At 66.2% G+C, this 19,519-nt stretch carries 22 protein-coding genes; 9 read left to right on the top strand and 13 right to left on the bottom strand.

Annotated features, from left to right (window positions below):
• Nucleotides 1-45: 45 nt before the first annotated feature.
• The 3 genes from M673_RS13730 to M673_RS13720 form a co-directional block, all read right to left on the bottom strand.
• On the bottom strand, nt 46-843 hold the full coding sequence (locus tag M673_RS13730; RefSeq protein ID WP_061976566.1) for an ABC transporter substrate-binding protein: 798 nt from the start codon (nt 841-843) through the stop codon (nt 46-48).
• A gap of 107 nt (nt 844-950) precedes the next feature.
• On the bottom strand, nt 951-1,571 hold the full coding sequence (gene mobA / locus M673_RS13725) for a molybdenum cofactor guanylyltransferase (protein ID WP_082639451.1): 621 nt from the start codon (nt 1,569-1,571) through the stop codon (nt 951-953).
• Nucleotides 1,568-2,476 carry a DMT family transporter gene (locus M673_RS13720; protein ID WP_061976564.1) on the bottom strand — a complete coding sequence of 303 codons (909 nt, stop codon included), beginning with the start codon at nt 2,474-2,476 and terminating at the stop codon, nt 1,568-1,570. The genes mobA and M673_RS13720 overlap by 4 nt, the downstream gene beginning before the upstream one ends.
• A 305-nt stretch (nt 2,477-2,781) precedes the next feature.
• Between M673_RS13720 and M673_RS13715 the strand changes: the two genes are divergently transcribed.
• Entirely contained in the window at nt 2,782-3,051 is a 270-nt protein-coding gene (locus tag M673_RS13715) for a hypothetical protein (protein WP_061976563.1), read from the top strand.
• A gap of 166 nt (nt 3,052-3,217) precedes the next feature.
• Here M673_RS13715 and M673_RS13710 read toward each other — a convergent pair whose 3' ends face one another.
• Together M673_RS13710 and moaA are read right to left on the bottom strand one after the other, a co-directional pair.
• Nucleotides 3,218-3,454, bottom strand: coding sequence for a YMGG-like glycine zipper-containing protein (locus tag M673_RS13710; RefSeq protein WP_061976562.1), 237 nt, complete (start codon nt 3,452-3,454; stop codon nt 3,218-3,220).
• 75 nt (nt 3,455-3,529) lie between these two features.
• Complete coding sequence (gene moaA, locus M673_RS13705) at nt 3,530-4,564, bottom strand: GTP 3',8-cyclase MoaA (protein WP_061976561.1); 1,035 nt, start codon at nt 4,562-4,564, stop codon at nt 3,530-3,532.
• Between the two features lie 107 nt (nt 4,565-4,671).
• On the opposite strand from moaA, the gene M673_RS13700 reads away from it, so the two are divergent.
• Nucleotides 4,672-5,034 carry a gamma-butyrobetaine hydroxylase-like domain-containing protein gene (locus M673_RS13700; protein ID WP_061976560.1) on the top strand — a complete coding sequence of 121 codons (363 nt, stop codon included), beginning with the start codon at nt 4,672-4,674 and terminating at the stop codon, nt 5,032-5,034.
• 11 nt (nt 5,035-5,045) lie between these two features.
• Here the strand turns inward: M673_RS13700 and M673_RS13695 are convergent, their stop codons facing one another.
• From M673_RS13695 to rfbA, 6 genes are all read right to left on the bottom strand, one after another.
• Nucleotides 5,046-5,792 carry a proteasome-type protease gene (locus tag M673_RS13695; protein WP_061976559.1) on the bottom strand — a complete coding sequence of 249 codons (747 nt, stop codon included), beginning with the start codon at nt 5,790-5,792 and terminating at the stop codon, nt 5,046-5,048.
• Nucleotides 5,793-5,929: 137 nt separating this feature from the next.
• The gene (locus tag M673_RS13690) at nt 5,930-6,871 is read right to left on the bottom strand and encodes an alpha-E domain-containing protein (RefSeq protein ID WP_061976558.1); all 942 of its coding nucleotides are present in this window, start codon (nt 6,869-6,871) and stop codon (nt 5,930-5,932) included.
• Nucleotides 6,872-6,992: 121 nt separating this feature from the next.
• On the bottom strand, nt 6,993-8,405 hold the full coding sequence (locus tag M673_RS13685; RefSeq protein ID WP_187301268.1) for a circularly permuted type 2 ATP-grasp protein: 1,413 nt from the start codon (nt 8,403-8,405) through the stop codon (nt 6,993-6,995).
• A 403-nt stretch (nt 8,406-8,808) separates the two neighbouring features.
• Entirely contained in the window at nt 8,809-9,564 is a 756-nt protein-coding gene (locus M673_RS13680; protein ID WP_061976556.1) for an ABC transporter ATP-binding protein, read from the bottom strand.
• A 6-nt stretch (nt 9,565-9,570) separates the two neighbouring features.
• A complete protein-coding gene (locus M673_RS13675; protein WP_061976555.1) occupies nt 9,571-10,410 on the bottom strand; it encodes an ABC transporter permease in 840 nt (279 codons plus the stop codon).
• 146 nt (nt 10,411-10,556) lie between these two features.
• Nucleotides 10,557-11,429, bottom strand: coding sequence for a glucose-1-phosphate thymidylyltransferase RfbA (rfbA, locus tag M673_RS13670; RefSeq protein ID WP_061976554.1), 873 nt, complete (start codon nt 11,427-11,429; stop codon nt 10,557-10,559).
• A 141-nt stretch (nt 11,430-11,570) separates the two neighbouring features.
• Between rfbA and rfbC the strand changes: the two genes are divergently transcribed.
• Genes rfbC through M673_RS13650 form a run of 4 tightly spaced genes read left to right on the top strand, consistent with a single transcriptional unit; the run spans nt 11,571 to nt 15,049 of the window.
• The gene (gene rfbC / locus M673_RS13665) at nt 11,571-12,143 is read left to right on the top strand and encodes a dTDP-4-dehydrorhamnose 3,5-epimerase (protein ID WP_061976553.1); all 573 of its coding nucleotides are present in this window, start codon (nt 11,571-11,573) and stop codon (nt 12,141-12,143) included.
• A 1-nt stretch (nt 12,144) separates the two neighbouring features.
• Nucleotides 12,145-13,203, top strand: coding sequence for a dTDP-glucose 4,6-dehydratase (gene rfbB, locus M673_RS13660; protein WP_061976552.1), 1,059 nt, complete (start codon nt 12,145-12,147; stop codon nt 13,201-13,203).
• Nucleotides 13,204-13,208: 5 nt separating this feature from the next.
• Nucleotides 13,209-14,093, top strand: coding sequence for a dTDP-4-dehydrorhamnose reductase (rfbD, locus tag M673_RS13655; protein ID WP_061976551.1), 885 nt, complete (start codon nt 13,209-13,211; stop codon nt 14,091-14,093).
• A complete protein-coding gene (locus M673_RS13650; RefSeq protein WP_061976550.1) occupies nt 14,090-15,049 on the top strand; it encodes a rhamnan synthesis F family protein in 960 nt (319 codons plus the stop codon). Before rfbD ends, M673_RS13650 begins: the two co-directional genes overlap by 4 nt.
• A 39-nt stretch (nt 15,050-15,088) precedes the next feature.
• Here the strand turns inward: M673_RS13650 and M673_RS13645 are convergent, their stop codons facing one another.
• Nucleotides 15,089-16,240 (bottom strand): DegT/DnrJ/EryC1/StrS family aminotransferase, encoded by a 1,152-nt coding sequence (locus M673_RS13645; protein ID WP_061977850.1) that lies wholly within the window; start codon nt 16,238-16,240, stop codon nt 15,089-15,091.
• A 171-nt stretch (nt 16,241-16,411) separates the two neighbouring features.
• Nucleotides 16,412-17,536, bottom strand: a complete 1,125-nt coding sequence (locus tag M673_RS13640; protein ID WP_148640072.1) for a glycosyltransferase family 4 protein — start codon at nt 17,534-17,536, stop codon at nt 16,412-16,414.
• Nucleotides 17,537-17,671: 135 nt separating this feature from the next.
• On the opposite strand from M673_RS13640, the gene M673_RS13635 reads away from it, so the two are divergent.
• The 3 genes from M673_RS13635 (at nt 17,672) to M673_RS13625 (ending at nt 19,504) form a co-directional block, all read left to right on the top strand.
• The gene (locus M673_RS13635) at nt 17,672-18,169 is read left to right on the top strand and encodes a DUF3429 domain-containing protein (RefSeq protein ID WP_061976548.1); all 498 of its coding nucleotides are present in this window, start codon (nt 17,672-17,674) and stop codon (nt 18,167-18,169) included.
• 12 nt (nt 18,170-18,181) lie between these two features.
• A complete protein-coding gene (locus tag M673_RS13630; protein ID WP_061976547.1) occupies nt 18,182-18,658 on the top strand; it encodes a TspO/MBR family protein in 477 nt (158 codons plus the stop codon).
• 84 nt (nt 18,659-18,742) lie between these two features.
• The gene (locus M673_RS13625; RefSeq protein WP_061976546.1) at nt 18,743-19,504 is read left to right on the top strand and encodes an SDR family NAD(P)-dependent oxidoreductase; all 762 of its coding nucleotides are present in this window, start codon (nt 18,743-18,745) and stop codon (nt 19,502-19,504) included.
• The last annotated feature ends 15 nt before the right edge of the window (nt 19,505-19,519 follow it).

The following is a 19,519-nucleotide window of genomic DNA, read 5'->3' as shown; positions in this document are numbered from 1 at the left end:
CGGCTCGGCCGCCGCTCACCCCGCCCGGCATCTGGTGCCGATGGCTCAGCCGCCGTAGACGTCGAACTTGAAATACTTGTCCTGGATCGTCTTGTAGGTGCCGTTGGCGCGGATCGCGACGATCGCGTCGTCGAACATCTTCTTCAGCTTCGAGTCGCCCTGGCGAACGGCGATGCCGAGACCCTTGCCATAGACGCTCTCGTCGATCGGCAGCGTGCCGAGCAGCTTGCAGCAGGCGCCTTCCGTGCTTTCCAGCCAGGGCCCGAGCACGACGATGTCGTCGGTCACGGCGTCGAGGCGGCCGTTCGCGATGTCGAGCTTGTATTCCTCGGCCGTGGGATAGACGCGCACGTCGGCGTCGGGGAAGAACTTCTCCGCCGCCTGGGAATGGGTCGTGGAGGCCTGCGCGCCGATCGTCTTGCCGGCCAGCGAGGCGGCCGAGATGTCGGCGATCTTGGAGTCCTTCGGCACAGCGACGGCGCCGGGTGTGTTGAAATACTTGTTGGTGAAGAGGACCTGCTTCTCGCGCTCGGGCGTGATCGACATGCCGGACATGATCGCGTCGAAGCGGCCGTTCTGAAGGGCTGGGATGATGCCGTCCCAGTCCTGCGTCACGAAGGTGCACTTCACCTTCATCTCGGCGCAGAGCGCATTGGCGATGTCGATGTCGAAGCCGTTGAGCTGGCCGGACGAGTCGAGCGAGTTGAAGGGCGGATAGGCGCCCTCGGAGCCGATACGAACCTCCGTCCAGGTCTTGTTGGCGTCGCTTTCCTGCGCCGAGGCGAGGGACGAGGTCAGCGCCAGCGCCGACAGGGCGAAAAGAACCGTCTTGATGGATCGCATGGATCAACCTTCTCGCAGAAGCCTGGCAGCCCGACAAAAGGGCATGCCCATTCCACAAGCAATAAGGGCTGGCTTCGCCCGTTGGCAAGCCTTCGCTCCGGTCGCGGTCACCTTTCCCCCGGCTCGAAACAGCCGCGTGCGCGCGCCAGGTCTTCCGGCGTGTTGACGTTGAAAAACGGATCGCCGTCCGGCGCTTGCGAGACGTGCAGAAACGCAATGGGCTGGTGGGGATGGCGCTCGATCCAGCGGCGAATCGACAGATCACGCCCAGGGATTTCCAGCCAGTCCGGCAGGCCCTCCAGCGCTTCGCCCGGCCAGAGCGCGACGGTGGGTTGCCAGCGGCCGAGAAAGCTCGCCACTCGAACCTCGCCGGGCGTGGCACCATCCAGCAGCCGCATCGCCAGATCGGGCGGTAGAAAGGGCGTGTCTCCAGGCACGGTGAGAAGCCGGAAGGGCGCTTCCGTCTCCTGCCGAATGGCGCGGGCGAGCGCGGCGAGGCCCGCCAGCGGCCCGAGCTTGTCCGGCCGGCCATCCTCCACCGTGCGGAGCCCGAGCGGCGCATAGAGCGCGCCCTGATGCGTCGAGACGAAGAGCCGCTCTGCGTGAGGGCGGAGCGGATCGAGCGCGCGGTCGGCCATGGTTCGGCCGCCGACCTCCAGTAGGGGCTTGGGCACGCCGCCGAGGCGCGTCGCGCCGCCCCCCGCCAGCACGGCACCGAACAGCCTCACGCCGCTGCTGCCCGCCGCGCCATGCGGCGAACCACGCCTTCGCGGTGGATCGTGTAGGCGCCGCTCCCCACCACGATCAGCGACCCTGCGATCTCGTAGACGTCCGGCCGCTCGCCGAAGACCGTGGCGCCGAGCACCATGGCGAAGAGAAGGATGGAATAGCGAAAGGGAGCGACGAAGCTCATGTCCCCGGTGCGCATGGAGGCGACGATCAGGATATAGCCGCTGCCGATGGCGAAGGCCGCGAACACGAGCGTCAGCCAGTTGGTGGCCGAGACGGGTGACCAGCCGACGGCGGGGAGCATGAGAAAGCCGGTGGTCGCGACAGCGATGGAGGTTACCGTCGCCACCTGAAGCGAGGAGATCGAAGCCGGCATGCGCCGCGTGACGAGATCGCGCATGGCCGCGAAGACGACCGACACCAGAACCCACACGGCATAGATGTTGAAACCGTCGCCGGTGGGTCGGAGGATCACGAGAACGCCGAGAAAGCCGACCGCGATGGCCAGCCAGCGCCGCCAGCCGACCCGCTCGCCCAGAAACAGCGCGGCGCCGATCGTGATCGTGAAGGGGAGAGCCTGGAACACGGCCGAGGCGTTTCCGAGCGGCAGATGCTTGAGCGCGGAGATGTAGGAGACGGTGGTCAGGATATCGGCCAAGGTGCGCAGGAGAACGCTGCGATGGCGAAGTCTGCCGAGCGGGCGCAGCGTGCCGCGATAGAGGGCCAGCGCGATCAGGAGCGTCGAAACGATCACGCCGCGGAGAGCCATGATCTGGGGAAAGTCCATCGTGGCCGAGAGAAGCTTCACCATCATATCGTTCAGTGAGAAGCACGCCATGGCGCCGATCATCAGAAGACTGGCGCGCGCGTTCTCACCGGCTAGGAAGCCGCCTGATGGGGGCATGATCGGGTCCGCTTGGCTGCGACGGTTGAGGCGCTTCTAGAGACTCGCACCGTGGAAGGCGAGCGGCGATGTCGGGGAAGGGATGATGGGAGCCGGGCTTGTCATGCCCCGCGTCGATAGCTCAGCCACGAGCACGCCCATGGTCTTGCTCCTCAAAAAACGATCGCAGCGATGCCTATAATCTTAGGTTTTGCTCCAAGACATCCGAAAGGCGGAGCCGGCTAATCTTTCCGAACTCGTCGCAACCGGCATGCATCGAAACTGTTGGGATAGACCGCTTCTGGTTCGAGTTTGGATCGCCCGTCATGATCAATCGATTTGCCTCCACCGAAGACACGCTGCGCACGCTTCAACTGGCGCAATGGCGCGCGACCTGGGCCGAGCCGACCCGCGTCGACACCGCCAGCACCCCGCTGGCGAGCCCCGGCAGCCTTGGCGTAGCCGCCGCAAGTGCGATGGCGGCGAGCGTCATGCCGCTGGCTTTCGCGGCGGCGCTGCCGTCCTCTTCCTCTGGCGGAGCCTATGCGATCTCGCCGGCCGGCGCGATGAACGCCTATCGCGACGGTCGCGACTAATCGCGAGGCGGTTACGAGGTGTGTGAAATCGCAGCCTGATCGGGGAGGGAAGGGCACTTGCCCTTTTCCCCCTCTGCGGCATCGGTACTCTGTTCAAACCAAAACACCCGCTTGCGACCCTCAAAGGTCGAAAGCGGGTGTTTTGCAATTCTTCGCCGAAACAGGCCTAGTAGTAATAACCATTCGCGCGGCGGCCGGACTCGCGGCCGATGAGCGCGCCGGCGGTGCCGCCGGCCAAACCGCCGATGATCGCGCCGCCCGAACCGCCGACCGCGTTGCCCACGGCCGCGCCGCCGACGCCGCCGATCGCAGCGCCGCCCACCGTGCGCTCTGTCGTGGTGCAGCCGGTCGCGAGCATCATGATCGCACCGAGAGCAAGCGAGGATTTAACGAGAGGTTTCATGGCGGGGCCTTTCGGACGCTGGCGTTAACATGTCGGGCAAACGCCGCGTTCAGCCCCTCGGTTCCACTTTGGCCGCTAGCCGCCCGTCACGCTCATGTGACGCGAAACCGCAGGGCGCTTGGTCGCCCGGTCGATGACGAAGTCGTGCCCCTTGGGCTTGCGCCCGATCGCCTCGTCGATCGCGCGGTGCAGGGCCTCGTCGCCCTCCGAGCCGCGCATCGCCGCCCGCAGATCGGCCGCGTCCTCCTGGCCCAGGCACATGAAGAGCGTGCCGGTGCAAGTGATGCGGACGCGGTTGCAGCTTTCGCAGAAATTATGCGTCATCGGCGTGATGAAGCCGAGCCGGCCGCCGGTCTCGGCCACCTCGACATAGCGCGCCGGACCGCCGGTCTTGTAGGGAATGTCGACAAGCGTGAAGCGCTCCTCCAGCCGCTTGCGCACCAGCGTCAGCGGCAGGTAGCGGTCAGTGCGGTCCTCGTCGATCTCGCCGAGCGGCATGGTCTCGATGACCGTCATGTCCATGCCGCGCTCGTGCGCCCAGCGCAGCATGAAGGGCAACTCGCCCTCGTTGAAGTTCTTGAGCGCGACCGCGTTGAGCTTGATCTTGAGACCGGCCGCCAGCGCCGCGTCGATGCCGGCGAGCACGGCCGGCAGTTCTCCGCGCCGGGTGATGTGGGCGAACTTGTCGGGATCCAGCGTGTCGAGCGACACGTTGATCCGGCGCACGCCGCAATCGGCCAGCTCGCCAGCGAAGCGTTGAAGCTGCGAGCCGTTGGTGGTCAGCGTCAGCTCGTCCAACTGTCCGCTCCTGAGATGCCGGGACAGGGAGCGGATGAGGCTCATGACGTTGCGGCGCACCAGCGGTTCGCCGCCCGTCAGCCGCAGCCGCCGCACGCCGCGCTCTATAAAGGCGGTGGACAGGCGGTCGAGCTCTTCCAGCGTGAGCAGGTCGCGCTTGGGCAGGAATTCCATGTCCTCCGCCATGCAGTAGGTGCAGCGGAAGTCGCAGCGGTCCGTGACCGAAACCCGGAGATAGGTGATCGCCCGCTGGAACGGATCGATCAGCGCGGGCTTGCCGGCGGACGGGGCGAGAGGCGTGATGATGCTCATGCTGGGCGACCGGAGCCGCCGTCCTTTCCTTCGCGTCGTCAGCCGAATGTGGAAAGGCTTGCCAACCGGGTCAAGCCGGCGCATCACCGCGCCCGAGGAGAATCCCGATGTCCGCAGGCCCGATCCCCCAGGAAATTCGTGTTTCGCCCGACCGGCGGAGCCTGACCTTGCGTTTCCCCAGTGCCCCGGCGGCCGAGATTTCGGCCGAGATGCTGCGCGTCCTGTCGCCTTCGGCCGAGGTGCAAGGCCATTCGCCGGACCAGCGCGTGACGCTCGGCGGCAAGCGCGATGTCGCGATCGCCAATATTCTACCGGTCGGTCATTATGCCGTGCGCATCGTCTTCGACGATCGGCACGACACCGGTATCTACACGTGGTCGTACCTCCTGCAGCTCGCGCGGGACGGCGAGCGGCTGTGGAACGCCTATCTCGCCGAGCTGGAGGCCAAGGGCCTCAGCCGCGATCCGTAAGGGGTCGGTCGTCAGACTTTCGCCGGCACGGCGTTGAAGGGGGGGAGCTGGTCGAAGGCCGATTTCAGCGCGTCGCCCCAGCCTTCCGAGATCTGACGGTAGTAGGGGTCGCGATCGTCGAAGCGCTGGCGATGGCCGCCTTCCAGTTGGTCGGTCTCATAGAGCTGGAGGTCGATCGGCAGGCCGACCGAGAGGTTCGACTTGATCGTGGAGTCGAACGACACGAGCAGCAGCTTCACCGCGTCTTCCAGCGCCATCTCCGGCTCGTAGGTGCGCACCAGGATCGGCCGACCGTATTTGTGCTCGCCGATCTGGAAGAACGGATTATCCGGCCCCGCCTCGATGAAATTGCCTTCGGGATAGATCATGAACAGGCGCGGGCGCCCGCCCTTGATCTGGCCGCCGAGGATGAAGGAGCCGAGAAAACGGCTGCCACCTTCGCTGCCGGGTTCGTTGGTATAGGAGATCACCTCGCGCAGCGTCTCGCCGACGAGCTTGGCCGTCTGGAACATGCTCGGCTGCGTCAGAAGCGTCGGTGTGCGCTGGTGCGGGGCGAGGCCGCGCTCTTCCAGAAGCGAGATGGTGGACTGCGTCGTCGCCAGATTGCCGGCCGACATGAGGCAGATGAAGCGATCGCCCGGCACGTTCCAGGTGCGCAGCTTCGTCACCACGGAAATGTTGTCGATCCCGGCATTGGTCCGGGTGTCTGACATGAAGACCATGCCGCGATTGAGAAGAAGACCAACGCAATAGGTCACTTCGACTGCTCCTGAGACCCCGGGTGGACGGAAGACGGGCCTTTGGGCGCGAGGATATGCCGGTGCGCGCGCGCAATCACAAGCCCCGGCGCCGCGAAACGGCCCCGAGGCTTGCGCGAGCCTTCAGGATGGGGAGGTCAGGAATAGAAGCTGAAGTCTCGGGCGATCTCGTTGGACAGGCGGTTGTTGTCGAGGATCAGCGTTTCCAGGAACTCGTGAAGCCCGGCCTCGATGATCTCGGTGACGGTGTGCTGCTCCAGCCGGGCCGAGATGGCGCGGGCCGTGGCGTGGCACTCGCGCTCCTGCCCATAGGCGCGTTCGAGATAATCCAGACTGTCGTGGATGCAGCGATAGGAATAGGCGAGCGAGCGCGGCATGCGCCGGTTGAGGAGGAGGAAGTCGATGATGTCGACGGCCCTCAGATCCGCGTCGTATTCCCAGGCATAGGAGCGCAGCGCCGAGACCGACCGCAGGATCGAGCCCCATTGATAATTGTCGAGCGAGGAGCCGACAGAGGAATGCCGGGGCATGAGCACCCAGTATTTCACGTCCAGAATGCGGGCGGTGTTGTCGGCCCGCTCCACGAAGGTGCCGAGATTGCAGAAGTCGAAGATCGGGTTGCGCAGCATCGTTCCGTAGAACGAGCCTCGGATCAGCGCTGTGCGCGCCTTCACGAGGTCGAGGATGGCCGGCAGATCGTCGACCGGGCTTGCCAACTGCTGGCGTAGGATCAACCAACTTTCGTTGATTGCCTCCCAGGTCTCGCGCGTCAACGCCGTGCGCACCATGCGCCCGTTGGTGCGCGCGGTACCCATGGAGGACAGCACGCTCGACGGATTGTCGAAGTCGCGAAGCATGTAGTCGATGATCTGCGCCGGCTCGAAGCTCTCGTACTTCGCGAGATAGCCGTTCTCGACGCCGGCCGAGACCAGAACGGACTGCCACTCGTCGGGCTCGGCGGAAAGATTGGTCAGCGACAGACGAAGACCCGCGTCGAGAAGCCGGGCCATGTTCTCGGCCCGCTCGATATAGCGCTGCATCCAGAAGAGTCCGTTGGCGGTGCGTCCGAGAAGTGCCATCTGTCGCGATTCTGATCCTGTTTGCGCGGCGCGCCGCCGGGAACTTCCGCCGGGAGCGGAAGGGCTGGTGAAGGGAGCGACAGGGACCGAGCGGGAACCCGCCCGACCTGTCGCCTCCGGTTCAGTCCTCTAGCACCCAAGTGTCCTTCGTGCCGCCCCCCTGGCTCGAATTCACCACGAGCGAGCCCTCCTTGAGGGCGACACGGGTGAGGCCGCCGGGAATGATCTTGATCGTGTCGGACACGAGCACGAAGGGGCGAAGGTCCACGTGGCGCGGGGCGAGGCCCTTTTCCGTCAGGATTGGGACGGTGGAAAGCGCCAGGGTCGGCTGGGCGATGTAGTTCCCGGGTCGGGCGCGCAGCTTGGCGGCGAAGGCCTCGCATTCGCCTTTGGAGGCGGCGGGGCCGACCAGCATTCCGTAACCGCCCGAGCCATGGACCTCCTTCACCACGAGTTCGTCTAGGTGCTCCAGCACATAGGCCAGGCTCTGTTCCTCGGCGCAGCGCCAGGTCGGCACGTTTTCGAGGATCGCCGGCTTGCCGGTGTAGAACTCGACGATCTCCGGCATGTAGGAATAGATCGCCTTGTCGTCGGAAATGCCCGTGCCCGGGGCATTGGCGATGGTGATGCCGCCGCTGCGGTAGACATCCATGATCCCCGGCACGCCGAGCACGGAGTCCGGGTTGAATTCGAGCGGGTCGAGATAGGCGTCGTCCACGCGCCGGTAGAGCACGTCGATCGGCAGATAGCCTTGCGTCGTGCGCATGGCGATGCGCCCGTCCACCAGCTTGAGGTCCGTGCCTTCGACCAGCTCGACGCCCATCTGGTCGGCCAGGAAGGCGTGCTCGTAATAGGCGGAATTGTGGATGCCGGGGGTGAGCACGGCGACGCGTGGCGTGCCCTTGCAGGCCGGGGGGGCGACGGCCTGGAGCGAGCGGCGCAGATGCCGGGGATAGGTCTCCACCGGCCGCACCCGGTTCTGCGCGAACAGCTCCGGGAACATCTGCATCATCGTCTCGCGGTTCTCGATCATGTACGAGACGCCGGAGGGGGTGCGCGCGTTGTCCTCGAGGACATAGAACTGGTTCTCAGCCGTGCGCACGATGTCGACGCCGATGATGTGGGTGTAGACGCCGCCGGGCGGGCGGAAGCCCTTCATCTGCGGCACGAAGGCCTCGTTGCCCTTGATGAGGCGTTCGGGAACGATGCCGGCCTTCACGATTTCCTGATCGTGATAGATGTCGTCGAGAAAGGCGTTGAGGCCCTTCACGCGCTGCTCGATGCCCTCGGCAAGGCGCGCCCATTCGCGGCCGGCGATGATGCGGGGAACGAGGTCGAAGGGGATCAGGCGCTCGGCCGCTTCCTGTTCGCCATACACGTTGAAGGTGATGCCGGTGCGTCGGAAGAAGCCTTCCGCCTCGCCGGCCTTGCGGGCCAAGGTCTGGGGAACCTGCGTCTCGAACCAGGACTGGAACCGTCGATACGGCTCGCGCACGCCCGCTTCGCTCGCCAGCATTTCGTCAAATGCACTCAACCCGAACCCCCCACGTTTCGACCCGACAAGAATGGGCCAAACCGGGCAAATGCCAAGCCTCGCCGAGCGGCATTCCTGATATTCCTGCAGCGCGGGATGGGGAGCTGCTCAAGACGAGTTCACCACGCCCAGGGTTTGAGCGTTCGGTGCTTATTCCCTGATCGAACGGGCTGTGAATGAACACGAGAATCAATGAACGGGCAGGTTGTGGCTCGGTCTTGGTGCTCGCGATCCATTCTCTGCTCAAGTCGAGGGCAGGCGTACCGCGACGAGGCCTAGCGAAAGCGGGATGCGCGACTCAGTCCGGACGTCTGAAGCGGCTGGATACACCCCCACCCAAAAGGGAATGCTCTCCAACCGTATTCGAGGAGGCGCGTCCTTAGATTGAGGAGGGGGGCGAAGCTTAACCGCCCGCGAGCGAGGCGTGATAGGCGGCGAGAACCTCTTCGATCTCGCCATGCATGCGCATTCGGCCGTGCTCCATCCAGATGCCGGTCCGGCACCATTGGCGCAGGAGGTCGTCGGCATGCGAGGCGAGCACGAGGAGGCCGGCTTCACTAATGAAGCGCTGCATGCGCTCGCGCGCCTGGGCCAGGAAGGCCGCGTCACCGGCGCCGATGCCCTCGTCGATCAGGAGGATCTCGGGCCTGATCGAGGTGGAGACGGCGAAGGCGAGGCGGGTCGACATGCCGGCCGAATAGGTCCGCAGCGGCATGTCGAGGAATTCGCCGAGATCGCTGACGAGCGCGATGTCGCGCGCCTTTTCCTGGATTTCGCGCTTGGAATAGCCAAGCAGCATGCCGCGCAGGATGATGTTGTCCCAGCCCGTCGCGTCCGGGTCCATGCCGAAGCCGATGTCGAACATCGGCGCGACGTCGCCCTCGACCGTGACGCGCCCGCCCGTCGGCGTGTAGATGCCGGCGATGACCCGCAGCATGGTGGACTTGCCGGCGCCGTTATGGCCGATGAGGCCGACCCGCGTTCCATGCGTCAGCTCGAAGGACAGGTTGTCGATGGCGCGCACGGCCATGCGGCCGCTGTCGCGCGGCTGGATCTGGCCGCCGGTGGCGGCGGACAGGACATTGTTCTTCAGCGAGCGGTTGCTCGCGTTGAAGACGGGAATGTCGACCGAGACGTTCTCGAACTGGATCGAAGCCATTCGGGATCAGGCCCAATATGCGATGCGCGGGCGATAGCGCGCGAAGAAATGGAAGGCGAGGAAGCCGAGAACGGCGGTCAGCCCGAGGCAGATCGTCCAGTTCTCCAGCGAGGCCACGCGGCCGAGAAGCGGCGCGCGGATGATCTCGATGAAATGGTAGAACGGGTTGGCCTGAAGGAAGACGGCGCGCTGGGGAACGAGCTTGGGGTCCCACAGGATCGGCGTCATGAAGAACACGATCTGCACCACGCTCTGCACGATCATCGGAATGTCGCGGAAGCGCGCGCAGAGCGGCGCCAGGATCATGGTGACGAAGAAGCCGTTCAGCACCACCAGAACGAGGGCGGGCAAGAACATCAGCACATTCAGCCCCGGCGAAAGGCCGAAGAAGATCGCCACCACGATATAGATGATGAAGTTGTGGGCGAAGGTGATGAACTGGCGCCAGACGAACTGGAAGACGTAGATGCTGAGCGGCATGCGCACCTGCCGTACCGAGGCGGCGGCGCCGGAATACACGTCGCACGCGCCGATGATCAGGCCGCTGATGAGCCCCCAGATGATGAAGCCGATCGCCAGGAAGGGCAGGTAGTCGTGGATCGCCTGCCCGAAGATCTGCGAATAGAGGATGCCGAGGCCGAGAACCATCAGGCCCATGGACAGCGTCAGCCAGAACGGGCCGAGCACGGAGCGCTGGTAGTGCTTGCGCACGTCCCGCCAGCCCAGAAACAGCCAGAGCTCGCGCATCCCCAGACCCTTGGAAAAGTCCGCCACGCATTCGCGCATCCGGGCCTTCCGGTCGGAGTGACCGGTGGAGACGAAAACAGGAGCGTCCGTCAAAGCCATGCTATCCGATGGTCCTTCTGTCGGGGCCGGATGGTCCGGCGCCTCCACGGCACGCGGGCAGCGGGAGGCTGCCGGGCGACGGATCGCCCGGACTTCTCAGCTAGTAGCCATTCGCCCCGCTGCTAACAAGCGCGAGGCGACCGGGGTCAGAGGCCGCCTTGGGCGATCTTCTGGAGATAGACGCCGTACTGGCTCTTGCCGAGTTCCTTGCCGAGGCGCGTCAGCTGGTCGGCGTCGATGAAGCCGAGATTGAACGCGATCTCCTCCGGGCAGCAGACCTTGAAGCCCTGGCGATGCTCTAGCGTGCGCACGAATTCGGCCGCTTGCAGCAGCGAATCGGGCGTGCCCGTGTCGAGCCAGGCGAAGCCCCGGCCCATGCATTCGACGCTGAGCGAGCCTTCCTCGAGATAGACGCGGTTGAGATCGGTGATCTCCAGCTCGCCGCGCGGCGAGGGCTTCAGCGCGCGGGCGAACTCGGAGGCGCGCCCGTCGTAGAAATAGAGCCCGGTGACGGCCCAGTTGGAGGCGGGATTCTGAGGCTTTTCTTCGATCGAGGTGGCGCGGCCCGCTTCGTCGAAGGCCACGACGCCGTAACGCTCGGGATCGTTCACATGATAGGCGAAGACGCTGGCGCCCTTGTCGCGCGTCACCGCGCTGCCCAGAAGCTCTGGCAGGCCGTGGCCGTAGAACACGTTGTCGCCCAGGATCAGCGCCGACTTCTCGCCGCCGACGAACTCCTCGCCGATGAGATAGGCCTGCGCGAGCCCGTCCGGGCTCGGCTGCTCGGCATAGGTGAACTTCATGCCCCAGCGCTCGCCCGTGCCCAGCAGGGCGCGGAAGCGGGGCAGGTCGTGCGGAGTGGAGATGATGAGAATGTCCCGGATGCCGGTCAGCATGAGGACCGACAGCGGATAGTAGATCATCGGCTTGTCGTAGACCGGCAGGAGCTGCTTCGACGCCGTCAGCGTCATCGGATGCAGCCGCGTGCCGCTTCCGCCCGCCAGAATGATGCCCTTCATCGCCACTGCTCCATCCGTCCTGTCGACATTAACCAACCGTTCAAGCCGGCAGGCGGGAGCCAAGCTGCGCTGCTTCCCTTCTTGCCGCAAGCCGGGCAATAGCGTTAAACGCTTTCAAAACCAACAGGCGAAGGTTGTTTCATGCTCGAAGTCCGCGCTCTGGCTATTCCGGACGTATTGGAAATCGTGCCGAGGAAATTCGGGGATGACCGCGGTTTCTTCTCGGAAACCTTCAACCGCGACCGACTTCGCGCCAATAACGTCGATAAGGACTGGATGCAGGACAACCAGTCCTACTCCGCCGAGGCGTTTACGCTGCGGGGCCTGCACTATCAGGAACCGCCCTTCGCCCAGGACAAGCTGGTTCGCGTGCTGCGCGGCAAGATCCTCGACGTCGCGGTGGACATCCGCAAGGGCTCGCCGACCTTCGGCAAGTGGGTGTCGCTGGAGCTTTCGGCCGAAAGCTTCAACCAAATCCTCGTGCCGGTCGGCTTCGCACACGGCTTCGTCACGCTCGTTCCGCACACCGAGGTCTTCTATAAGGTGAGCGCGCCCTATAGCGGGCAGCACGACCGCTCCATCCGCTTCGACGATCCGGACTTCGCCATCGACTGGCCTCTCGGCGGCCGCGAACCGGTCCTGTCCGCCAAGGACGAGGCGGCTCCGAACCTTCGCGACATCGAATCGCCCTTCGTCTACGAGAACGAGGCCTGACATGAAGATCCTCGTCACCGGCGGCGCCGGCTTCATCGGTTCGGCCGTCTGCCGGCATCTCGTGAACGACACGGAGCATTCCGTCGTCAATCTCGACAAGCTGACCTATGCGGCGAGCCTGTCCTCGCTCGATTCGATCGCCGACGACCCGCGCTATACCTTCGTGAAGGGCGACATTCTCGATCGCGCCTTCGTGCTGGACATCCTTCGCCGGGAAGAGGTCGACGCGATCATGCATCTGGCCGCCGAAAGCCATGTCGATCGCTCGATCGACGGGCCGGGCGACTTCATCCAGACCAACATCGTCGGCACCTACGAGCTTCTGGAAGCGGCGCGGGCCTACTGGTCAGAGCTCTCAGGCGAGCGCAAGGCGGCCTTCCGCTTCCACCATATCTCGACCGACGAGGTCTTCGGCGACCTGCCGCTGGACGACAGCCTCTTCACCGAGGACACGCCCTACGCGCCGTCCTCGCCCTATTCGGCGTCGAAGGCCTCGTCCGACCATCTCGTCATGGCCTGGCACCACACCTACCATCTGCCGGTGGTGCTTTCGAACTGCTCGAACAATTACGGGCCCTATCATTTCCCCGAGAAGCTCATCCCGCTCATCATCCTGAACGGGCTGGAGGGCAAGCGCCTGCCGGTCTACGGCCGGGGCGAGAACGTGCGCGACTGGCTCTTCGTCGCGGATCACGCCCGCGCCCTGGCGCTGGTCGCGACCAAGGGCGAGATCGGCCGCTCCTACAATATCGGTGGGCGCAACGAGCGCTCGAACCTCGCTGTGGTCGAGACGATCTGCGACACGCTGGACCGCCTGTCGCCGCTGGCGGACGGCACCAAGCGCCGCTCGCTGATCGACTTCGTGACGGATCGCCCGGGCCACGACCTGCGCTATGCCATCGACGCCACGCGCATCGAGACCGAACTCGGCTGGAAGGCCGAGGAGACGTTCGAGACGGGTCTGGAAAAGACCGTCCGCTGGTATCTCGACAATCGCGACTGGTGGCAGCCGATCCGCGAGGGTCGCTATAGCGGCCAGCGCCTCGGCGCGAAGGGTTGAGCGGGATGCGGCTTCTCGTGACGGGGCGCGACGGTCAGGTCGCGCAGGCGCTTCTGACTCTGTCGGGCGGCGACCTTGAGCTCGTGGCGCTCGGGCGCCCGGCGCTGGACATCACAGACCGCGCCTCGCTCGATCTCGCGATCGCCGAACACCGGCCGGACGCGGTGGTGAACGCCGCCGCCTATACGGCGGTGGACAAGGCCGAGAGCGAGGAAGCGGCGGCCTTCGCCGTCAACGCCGAAGGGGCGGGAAACGCCGCCGCTGCTGCGGCGGCCGCCGGCCTTCCCGTGATCCACATCTCGACCGACTATGTCTTCGCCGGCGACAAGAGCGCGCCTTACGTCGAGACCGACCCGACCGGGCCGCAGGGCGTTTATGGCCGCTCCAAGCTGGAAGGCGAGCGGCTCGTGGCGGAGGCGAACCCGAACCATGCCATCCTGCGCACGGCTTGGGTCTACGGTCCCTATGGCGCGAACTTCCTGAAGACCATGCTGCGCCTGTCGCAGACGCGGGACGAACTGCGTGTGGTGGGCGATCAGCGGGGAACGCCGACCTACGCGCCTGATATCGCGGGAGGCATCGTGGCGGTGGCCCGCAAGCTCGTGTCCGGCGCACCGGAGGCACGCGGTACGTTCCACATGGTGGCCGAGGGCGAGACGACCTGGGCGGGCTTTGCCGAGGCCGTGTTCGAGCGCCTGGCCGCCTCGGGCGGCAAGACGGTTCGCGTCGAGCCCATCACCACGGCGGACTATCCGACGCCGGCGCGCCGACCCGCCAATTCGCGGCTCGACACCGCGCGCTTCCGCGCCGCCTTCGGCCATTCCCTGCCGGTCTGGACGGACGGCGTGACCCGCTGCATGGCGGCGCTCGCCGCGAACGAAGCGCCTTGAAGCCGGACGTTCCCGTCATCTTCGTCCATGCCTTCTACGCCGATGTCTGGGCGGAGATGGCGCTGGAGATCGCCGAAAGCTTCGATCGGCCCTTCGAGGTCGTGGTGACCTGCCCGAACCCGGCGCTGGAACTGGTTACGGTGCAGAGCCCGCATCTCGTGCGCCAGCGGCGCATCGACGTGGAAAACCGGGGGCGGGACGTCCTGCCGTTCCTGCGGGCGCTGCGCGAGGTCGGCCCGAGCTTTTCGGTCGGGCTGAAGCTCCACACCAAGCGCTCCAAGCACCGCAGCGATGGCGAAGCCTGGCGCAAGCACCTCACCGGCACCCTGCTTCGCCGCGACGAAGCGGAGACCGGGCCGGACGTGCTCGCCCTGATGGAGGAAGAGCCGAGGCTCGGCCTCGTCGCCCCGGCCAACCACATGCTGCCTCTGGAAAGCCGGATCGGCCTCAACGCCAAGGCGCTGAGGCGCGTTGCCGGCGCGCTGCGACTGCCGCTCGATCTGGAGGCGCTGGAGGCCGATCATTTCGCCGCCAGTTCCATGTTCTGGTTTCGACGTAGTGCGCTGGAAGCGCTGGCCGAGCCCAAACTGGAAACCCTGTTCGAGCGCGAAAAGGGCCAGCTCGACGGCACCACGGCCCACGCGCTGGAGCGGCTTTTCGCGCTTCTGGCGGAGCGGCGGGGAACCGTCGCGACGGCCGCCGAGGCCGTTCCGGCGCTGCGCCGGGCAGCGCGCGAAGGCGCGTCGCTGGAAGACCTGCGAGCGCTGGCCCGCTCGGAACTGCGGCCGCTGGAGAACCCGTTCATTCTCCCGGTGCCGGAACTCTGGCGCCGGCATCCGCGCCTGATGCTGGTGGCGCATCATCTCTATCACCACCTGCCGCGCCCGCTCTTCGCCGTCGCACGAGTCGGCTTCCGCCTGATCATGAGACGCGAGCGCGGCCCCAAGGCCGGGTGAGGGGCAGGGCGCCGGGTGCGCCTTGCCCGCTTTTCGCGTTTAGGCGGCGGGCAGGCCGACCGCGCGCAGCGAGTCTGCCACCGCCTCGACGATGCGATCCTGCACCGTCTCGTCGAGATAGGCATGCATGGGCAGGCTCACGACCTCGCCGCAAAGCGCCTCGGTCACGGGCAGCCCGTTGCCGCCGACCGGGAAGTGACGATAGGCCGTCTGCTGGTGCAGGGCCTTGCCGTAATAGATCACGGTCGGAACGCCGCGGTCCTTCATCTCGGCCATGAACGCATCGCGCCGCCCGCCGGGGACGCGGATCGTATATTGCGCCCAGGTCGAGACGACATCGCCCGCGATCGTCTGCGGCGCGACGCCGGCCAGATGCTCGCCATAGCGGGCGGCGATGCGCATGCGCGCCTCGATCTCGCCGGGGAAGAGCGCCAGCTTCTCGTTGAGAACGGCGGCCTGGAAGGAATCCAGCCGCGCGGTGAGGCCGAGCCGAACATTGTCGTATTTGTCGCTGCCCCCGCCATGGACGCGGATCGAGCGCAGGATCGCGGCAAGCTCGGCGTCGTCGGTCTGAATCGCGCCGCCGTCGCCATAGCAGCCGAGCGGCTTGGCCGGGTAGAAGCTGGTCGCCACCACGTCGGCCCAATGGCCGGCCAGATGCCCGCCGCGTGTCGAGCCGAAGCCCTGCGCCGCGTCCGAGATGAGCTTCAGGCCGAACTCGTCGGCCACCGCGCGGATCGGTGCGTAGTCCGCGATCTGGCCGAAGAGATCCACCGCGATGATGGCGCGCGGGCGCAACTCGCCGGCGCGGGCGATGGCGGCGACGGTGCGGCGGAGGTGCTCGGGGTCGATGTTGAACGTGTCGGGCAGAACCTCGACGAAGACGGCGGTCGCTCCGGCGAGGCCCACCACTTCGGCCGTCGCCGCGAAGGTGAAGCTGGGAACGAAGACGGCGTCGCCGGGCCCGATGTTCCAGGCCATGAGCGGCATCAGAAGCGCGTCGGTGCCGGAGGAGCAGGAGACGGTCTCCGCCATGCCGCTGAAGGCCGACAGCCCGGCCTCGAACTCGGCGACCTCCGGCCCCTGGATGAACGATCCCTGATCCATGATCCGGCCGAGACGCGCCTCGATCCCCTCGCGGATGAGATCGCGCTGCGTCGCCAGATCGATGAACGGAATCGCTTGGGTCATCATGTCGTCCTTTTTTCGAACCGGGGGCGACCGGCGCCTCCGGGTGCGCAAAGCGCTAATGAATTGCGCCAAAAATTCCAAGCGGGGCGTGGCGCCGCTGCATCACGTTTGATGCGTCCGGGCGACCCGCGCGTGATGTCAAAAGAACGCGATTTTCCCCGCCCACTCGGCTCAACTGGCGACGAGGCGGCGGTAGAGAGCGGCAATCGTCTCCATGACGTGGCGCTCGGTATAGGAGCCTCGCACGCGGGCGGCAGCGCTATTCCCCATGGATTGCAGCAGAGCGCGGTCGCTCGCCAAAGCTTCGATGCGCCGCGCGAAACCCTCGGTGTCGCCGACCGGCAGGACGTAGCCGTCCACCCCGTCGCGCACGAGATCGCGGCAGCCGGGAACGTCCGTGGTCAGCGCGGCGCGCCCGCAGGCCGAGGATTCCAGAAGCGTGCGCGGCAGGCCTTCGCCGCCGCGCGAGGGCAGAATGGCGAGATCGTGCTCGCGCCAGACCGAGGCGACGTCCCGCGTCGCGCCGAGCCAGCGGACGCCATCGCCTGCCGTCCACTCCCGCAAGGTCTCTAGCGGAACGGCCTTGGGATTGGACGGATCGGGCGCGCCATAAAGATCGAGCGCGACATCGCAGCCTCGGGCGCGGGCGAGGCGAACCGCTTCCACCGCCATGTCCACGCCCTTGGACCAGAGAAGCCGTGCGACCAGCGCGAGTTTCAGCGTCGCGCCGCCGGGCAGGGATGTGGCGGGATAGCGATCGGGGTCGATGCCGGCGCCGTTGACGATCGTGACCCGTCGATCGTCGAGGCTCAGCCCGAGAAGCCGGGGGTCGTCGCGGTTCTCGAAGAGATAATGCGTGCCCTTCGTCTCCAGCACGCCGCGAACCGCGAGGCGCAGGACCCGGCGCGCGAGGCGCCCGGCGCCGTCCTGCCGCGCGCCGAGAAAGCCGAGGCCCGTCAGCGCGAAGACCTGGGCGCGGATGCCGGCCATGCGGCCGGCAAGGCCGCCGACGAGAATTGGCTTCAGCGAAATGCAGTGGACGAGATCGGGCCGTTCGCGCTTCAGGATCGCGGCCAGCTTTCGGGCGGTGGCCAGGGCCTGCAGCGGATTGACGCTGCGCCGCTCGGCCTCCAGCGGCACGACCCGCGCGCCAACCGCCTCGATCGCCCCCGCATGTTCGCGCACGCGGGCGACCACCACGACCTCCCAGCCCATCTCGACCCCGACGCGCGCCATGGGCAGGAAGTGGGAGGCGAAGAACCAGTCTTCGGTGACGACGAAAAGCAGCTTCGGCAAGTCGGGGACCGTGTTCGAGACGATGCGCCCGCTCTAACCCGATCCGGGCGTGGCCGAAAGGGCCGCTGCGAGGATGGCGTGGAAAAGCCGGGGCGGCAGTGGAATCGAAGAACGCCGCCCCTAGCTCGCCACAGCATGAGCCAGCGCGCGCCTGACACGATCACCATTCCCGTCCGCGAACCGACCCGTTCGCCCTTGATCGACATCCTCTTCGCCTATGCCGCGATCGTCCCGATCGCGGCCGGCGCGGTGTCGCTCTATGTCTGGCCGGCGCGGTCGGACGCCGTGCTGCCGTTGACGCTGATCTGGGCCGGCGCGATCGTCACGTTCCTGTCGGGCGTCCGGCGCGGCGTCAGCTTCCGCATGCCGGATGGCGCCACGATTTCGCAGCTCGCCATGATGCTCTGGTTGTTTCTGGCAGGATTTGGCTCGATCCTCCTGACGGGCGCGCAATGGTTCGGGGCTGCGACGGTCGTTCTGATCCTTGCCTATCTCTCGCTCGCCGTTCTGGACCCGCTGGCCGCGCGTTCTGGCGAGGTGCCGAGCAGTTTCGCCGGGTTGCGGCCCTATCAGATGGGACTGGCGGTCCTGTCGCTCGCCTTGCTCGGCCTGCGGGTCGCGGGCTTCGCCTGAGGAGGCCTTCTCATGACAACATCGATCCTGATCCTTGTCGGCTTCGTTCTCTTCTCCGCGCTGATCGCGGCGAGCGGCATCGTGTTCCGGCCGGGCACTTGGTATCGGACGCTCGTCAAGCCGTCCTGGACGCCGCCCAACCGCGCCTTTCCCATCGTCTGGAGCGTGCTCTATCTTCTGATCGCGGTGAGCGGCTGGCTTGTCTGGCGAAAGGCGGGGTTCGTGCTCATCCCCTTCGGCCTGTTCGTCGTGCAGATGGTGCTGAACTTTCTTTGGTCGATGCTCTTCTTCGGGCGCAAGCGGCCCGATCTCGCCTTTCTCGACATCACGCTGCTGGCGCTGGCCATCGCGGCCAACATCCTCGCTTTTTGGCCGCACAGCCAAGCGGCCGCGCTACTGCTCGTGCCCTACCTCGCCTGGGTCTGCGTCGCCGGGGCGCTCAACCTTTCGGTCTGGCGCTTGAACCGCGATCGCGGGGTCTTTGCTTAATTGGAAGACTTGACCGGCCGGAGCGCAGAGGCCAAGCCCCAGGTTTCGAGCGGCCGGGCACCGGTCCGCCTTTGGGAGAACACCATGTCCTTTGCCATCTATCCCAGCCTTAGCGGACGCACGGTGCTCGTCACGGGCGGCGCGTCCGGCATCGGCGCCGACATGGTGCGCGCCTTCGCGGACCAGGGCTCGCGCGTCGGCTTCGTGGACATCGACGCGGCGGGCGGCGCCAAGCTCGCGGAGACCATAACGGGCGAGGGGCACGAGGTCGCCTTCGAGCCCTGCGACCTGCGCGACATCGAGGCCCTGCGCGCCGCCTTCGCCAAGCTCGATGCCCGGCTCGGCCCCGCCACGGTTCTCGTCAACAACGCCGCGCGGGACGATCGGCACGGCTGGGAGGACGTAACGCCCGACTATTACGACGAGCGGATCGCCACCAATCTGCGCCACCTGTTCTTCGCCATCCAGGCCGTCGCGCCCGGCATGATCGCCGCTGGGGGCGGATCGATCATCAATTTCGGCTCCAATTCCTGGTGGGAAGCGGGCGGTGGAATGCCGGTCTACACGACCTCCAAGGCTGCCGTGCACGGTATGACGCGATCCTTCGCGCGCGACCTCGGGCCGCACCGCATTCGCGTCAACACCGTGGTGCCGGGCTGGATCATGACCGAGCGCCAGAAGACGCTCTGGGTAACCGAAGAGGCGCTGAACGCGCATCTCAAGCGCCAGTGCCTGCCCGTGCCGATCGACCCGGTCTATCTCGCCCGCATGGTTCTGTTCCTTGCGTCCGACGACTCGGCCATGTGCACGGCCAACAACTACATGGTGGAAGCAGGGTCGATCTGATCCCGATCGCGACAC

Origin of the sequence: Aureimonas sp. AU20, from assembly GCF_001442755.1 — a bacterium.
Taxonomy (GTDB): Bacteria; Pseudomonadota; Alphaproteobacteria; order Rhizobiales; family Rhizobiaceae; genus Aureimonas.
Note: the sequence above shows the minus strand (reverse complement) of the source record. Positions and strands in the feature narration are given on the sequence as shown.

Excerpts from the sequence above, each read along its gene's own strand:
- M673_RS13730 (WP_061976566.1), bottom strand. The coding sequence starts at position 843 with ATGCGATCCATCAAGACGGTTCTTTTCGCCCTGTCGGCGCTGGCGCTG.
- M673_RS13720 (WP_061976564.1), bottom strand. The coding sequence starts at position 2,476 with ATGCCCCCATCAGGCGGCTTCCTAGCCGGTGAGAACGCGCGCGCCAGT.
- M673_RS13715 (WP_061976563.1), top strand. The coding sequence starts at position 2,782 with ATGATCAATCGATTTGCCTCCACCGAAGACACGCTGCGCACGCTTCAA.
- M673_RS13710 (WP_061976562.1), bottom strand. The coding sequence starts at position 3,454 with ATGAAACCTCTCGTTAAATCCTCGCTTGCTCTCGGTGCGATCATGATG.
- moaA (WP_061976561.1), bottom strand. The coding sequence starts at position 4,564 with ATGAGCATCATCACGCCTCTCGCCCCGTCCGCCGGCAAGCCCGCGCTG.
- M673_RS13700 (WP_061976560.1), top strand. The coding sequence starts at position 4,672 with ATGTCCGCAGGCCCGATCCCCCAGGAAATTCGTGTTTCGCCCGACCGG.
- M673_RS13690 (WP_061976558.1), bottom strand. The coding sequence starts at position 6,871 with ATGGCACTTCTCGGACGCACCGCCAACGGACTCTTCTGGATGCAGCGC.
- M673_RS13680 (WP_061976556.1), bottom strand. The coding sequence starts at position 9,564 with ATGGCTTCGATCCAGTTCGAGAACGTCTCGGTCGACATTCCCGTCTTC.
- M673_RS13675 (WP_061976555.1), bottom strand. The coding sequence starts at position 10,410 with ATGGCTTTGACGGACGCTCCTGTTTTCGTCTCCACCGGTCACTCCGAC.
- rfbA (WP_061976554.1), bottom strand. The coding sequence starts at position 11,429 with ATGAAGGGCATCATTCTGGCGGGCGGAAGCGGCACGCGGCTGCATCCG.
- rfbC (WP_061976553.1), top strand. The coding sequence starts at position 11,571 with ATGCTCGAAGTCCGCGCTCTGGCTATTCCGGACGTATTGGAAATCGTG.
- rfbB (WP_061976552.1), top strand. The coding sequence starts at position 12,145 with ATGAAGATCCTCGTCACCGGCGGCGCCGGCTTCATCGGTTCGGCCGTC.
- rfbD (WP_061976551.1), top strand. The coding sequence starts at position 13,209 with ATGCGGCTTCTCGTGACGGGGCGCGACGGTCAGGTCGCGCAGGCGCTT.
- M673_RS13645 (WP_061977850.1), bottom strand. The coding sequence starts at position 16,240 with ATGACCCAAGCGATTCCGTTCATCGATCTGGCGACGCAGCGCGATCTC.
- M673_RS13635 (WP_061976548.1), top strand. The coding sequence starts at position 17,672 with ATGAGCCAGCGCGCGCCTGACACGATCACCATTCCCGTCCGCGAACCG.
- M673_RS13630 (WP_061976547.1), top strand. The coding sequence starts at position 18,182 with ATGACAACATCGATCCTGATCCTTGTCGGCTTCGTTCTCTTCTCCGCG.
- M673_RS13625 (WP_061976546.1), top strand. The coding sequence starts at position 18,743 with ATGTCCTTTGCCATCTATCCCAGCCTTAGCGGACGCACGGTGCTCGTC.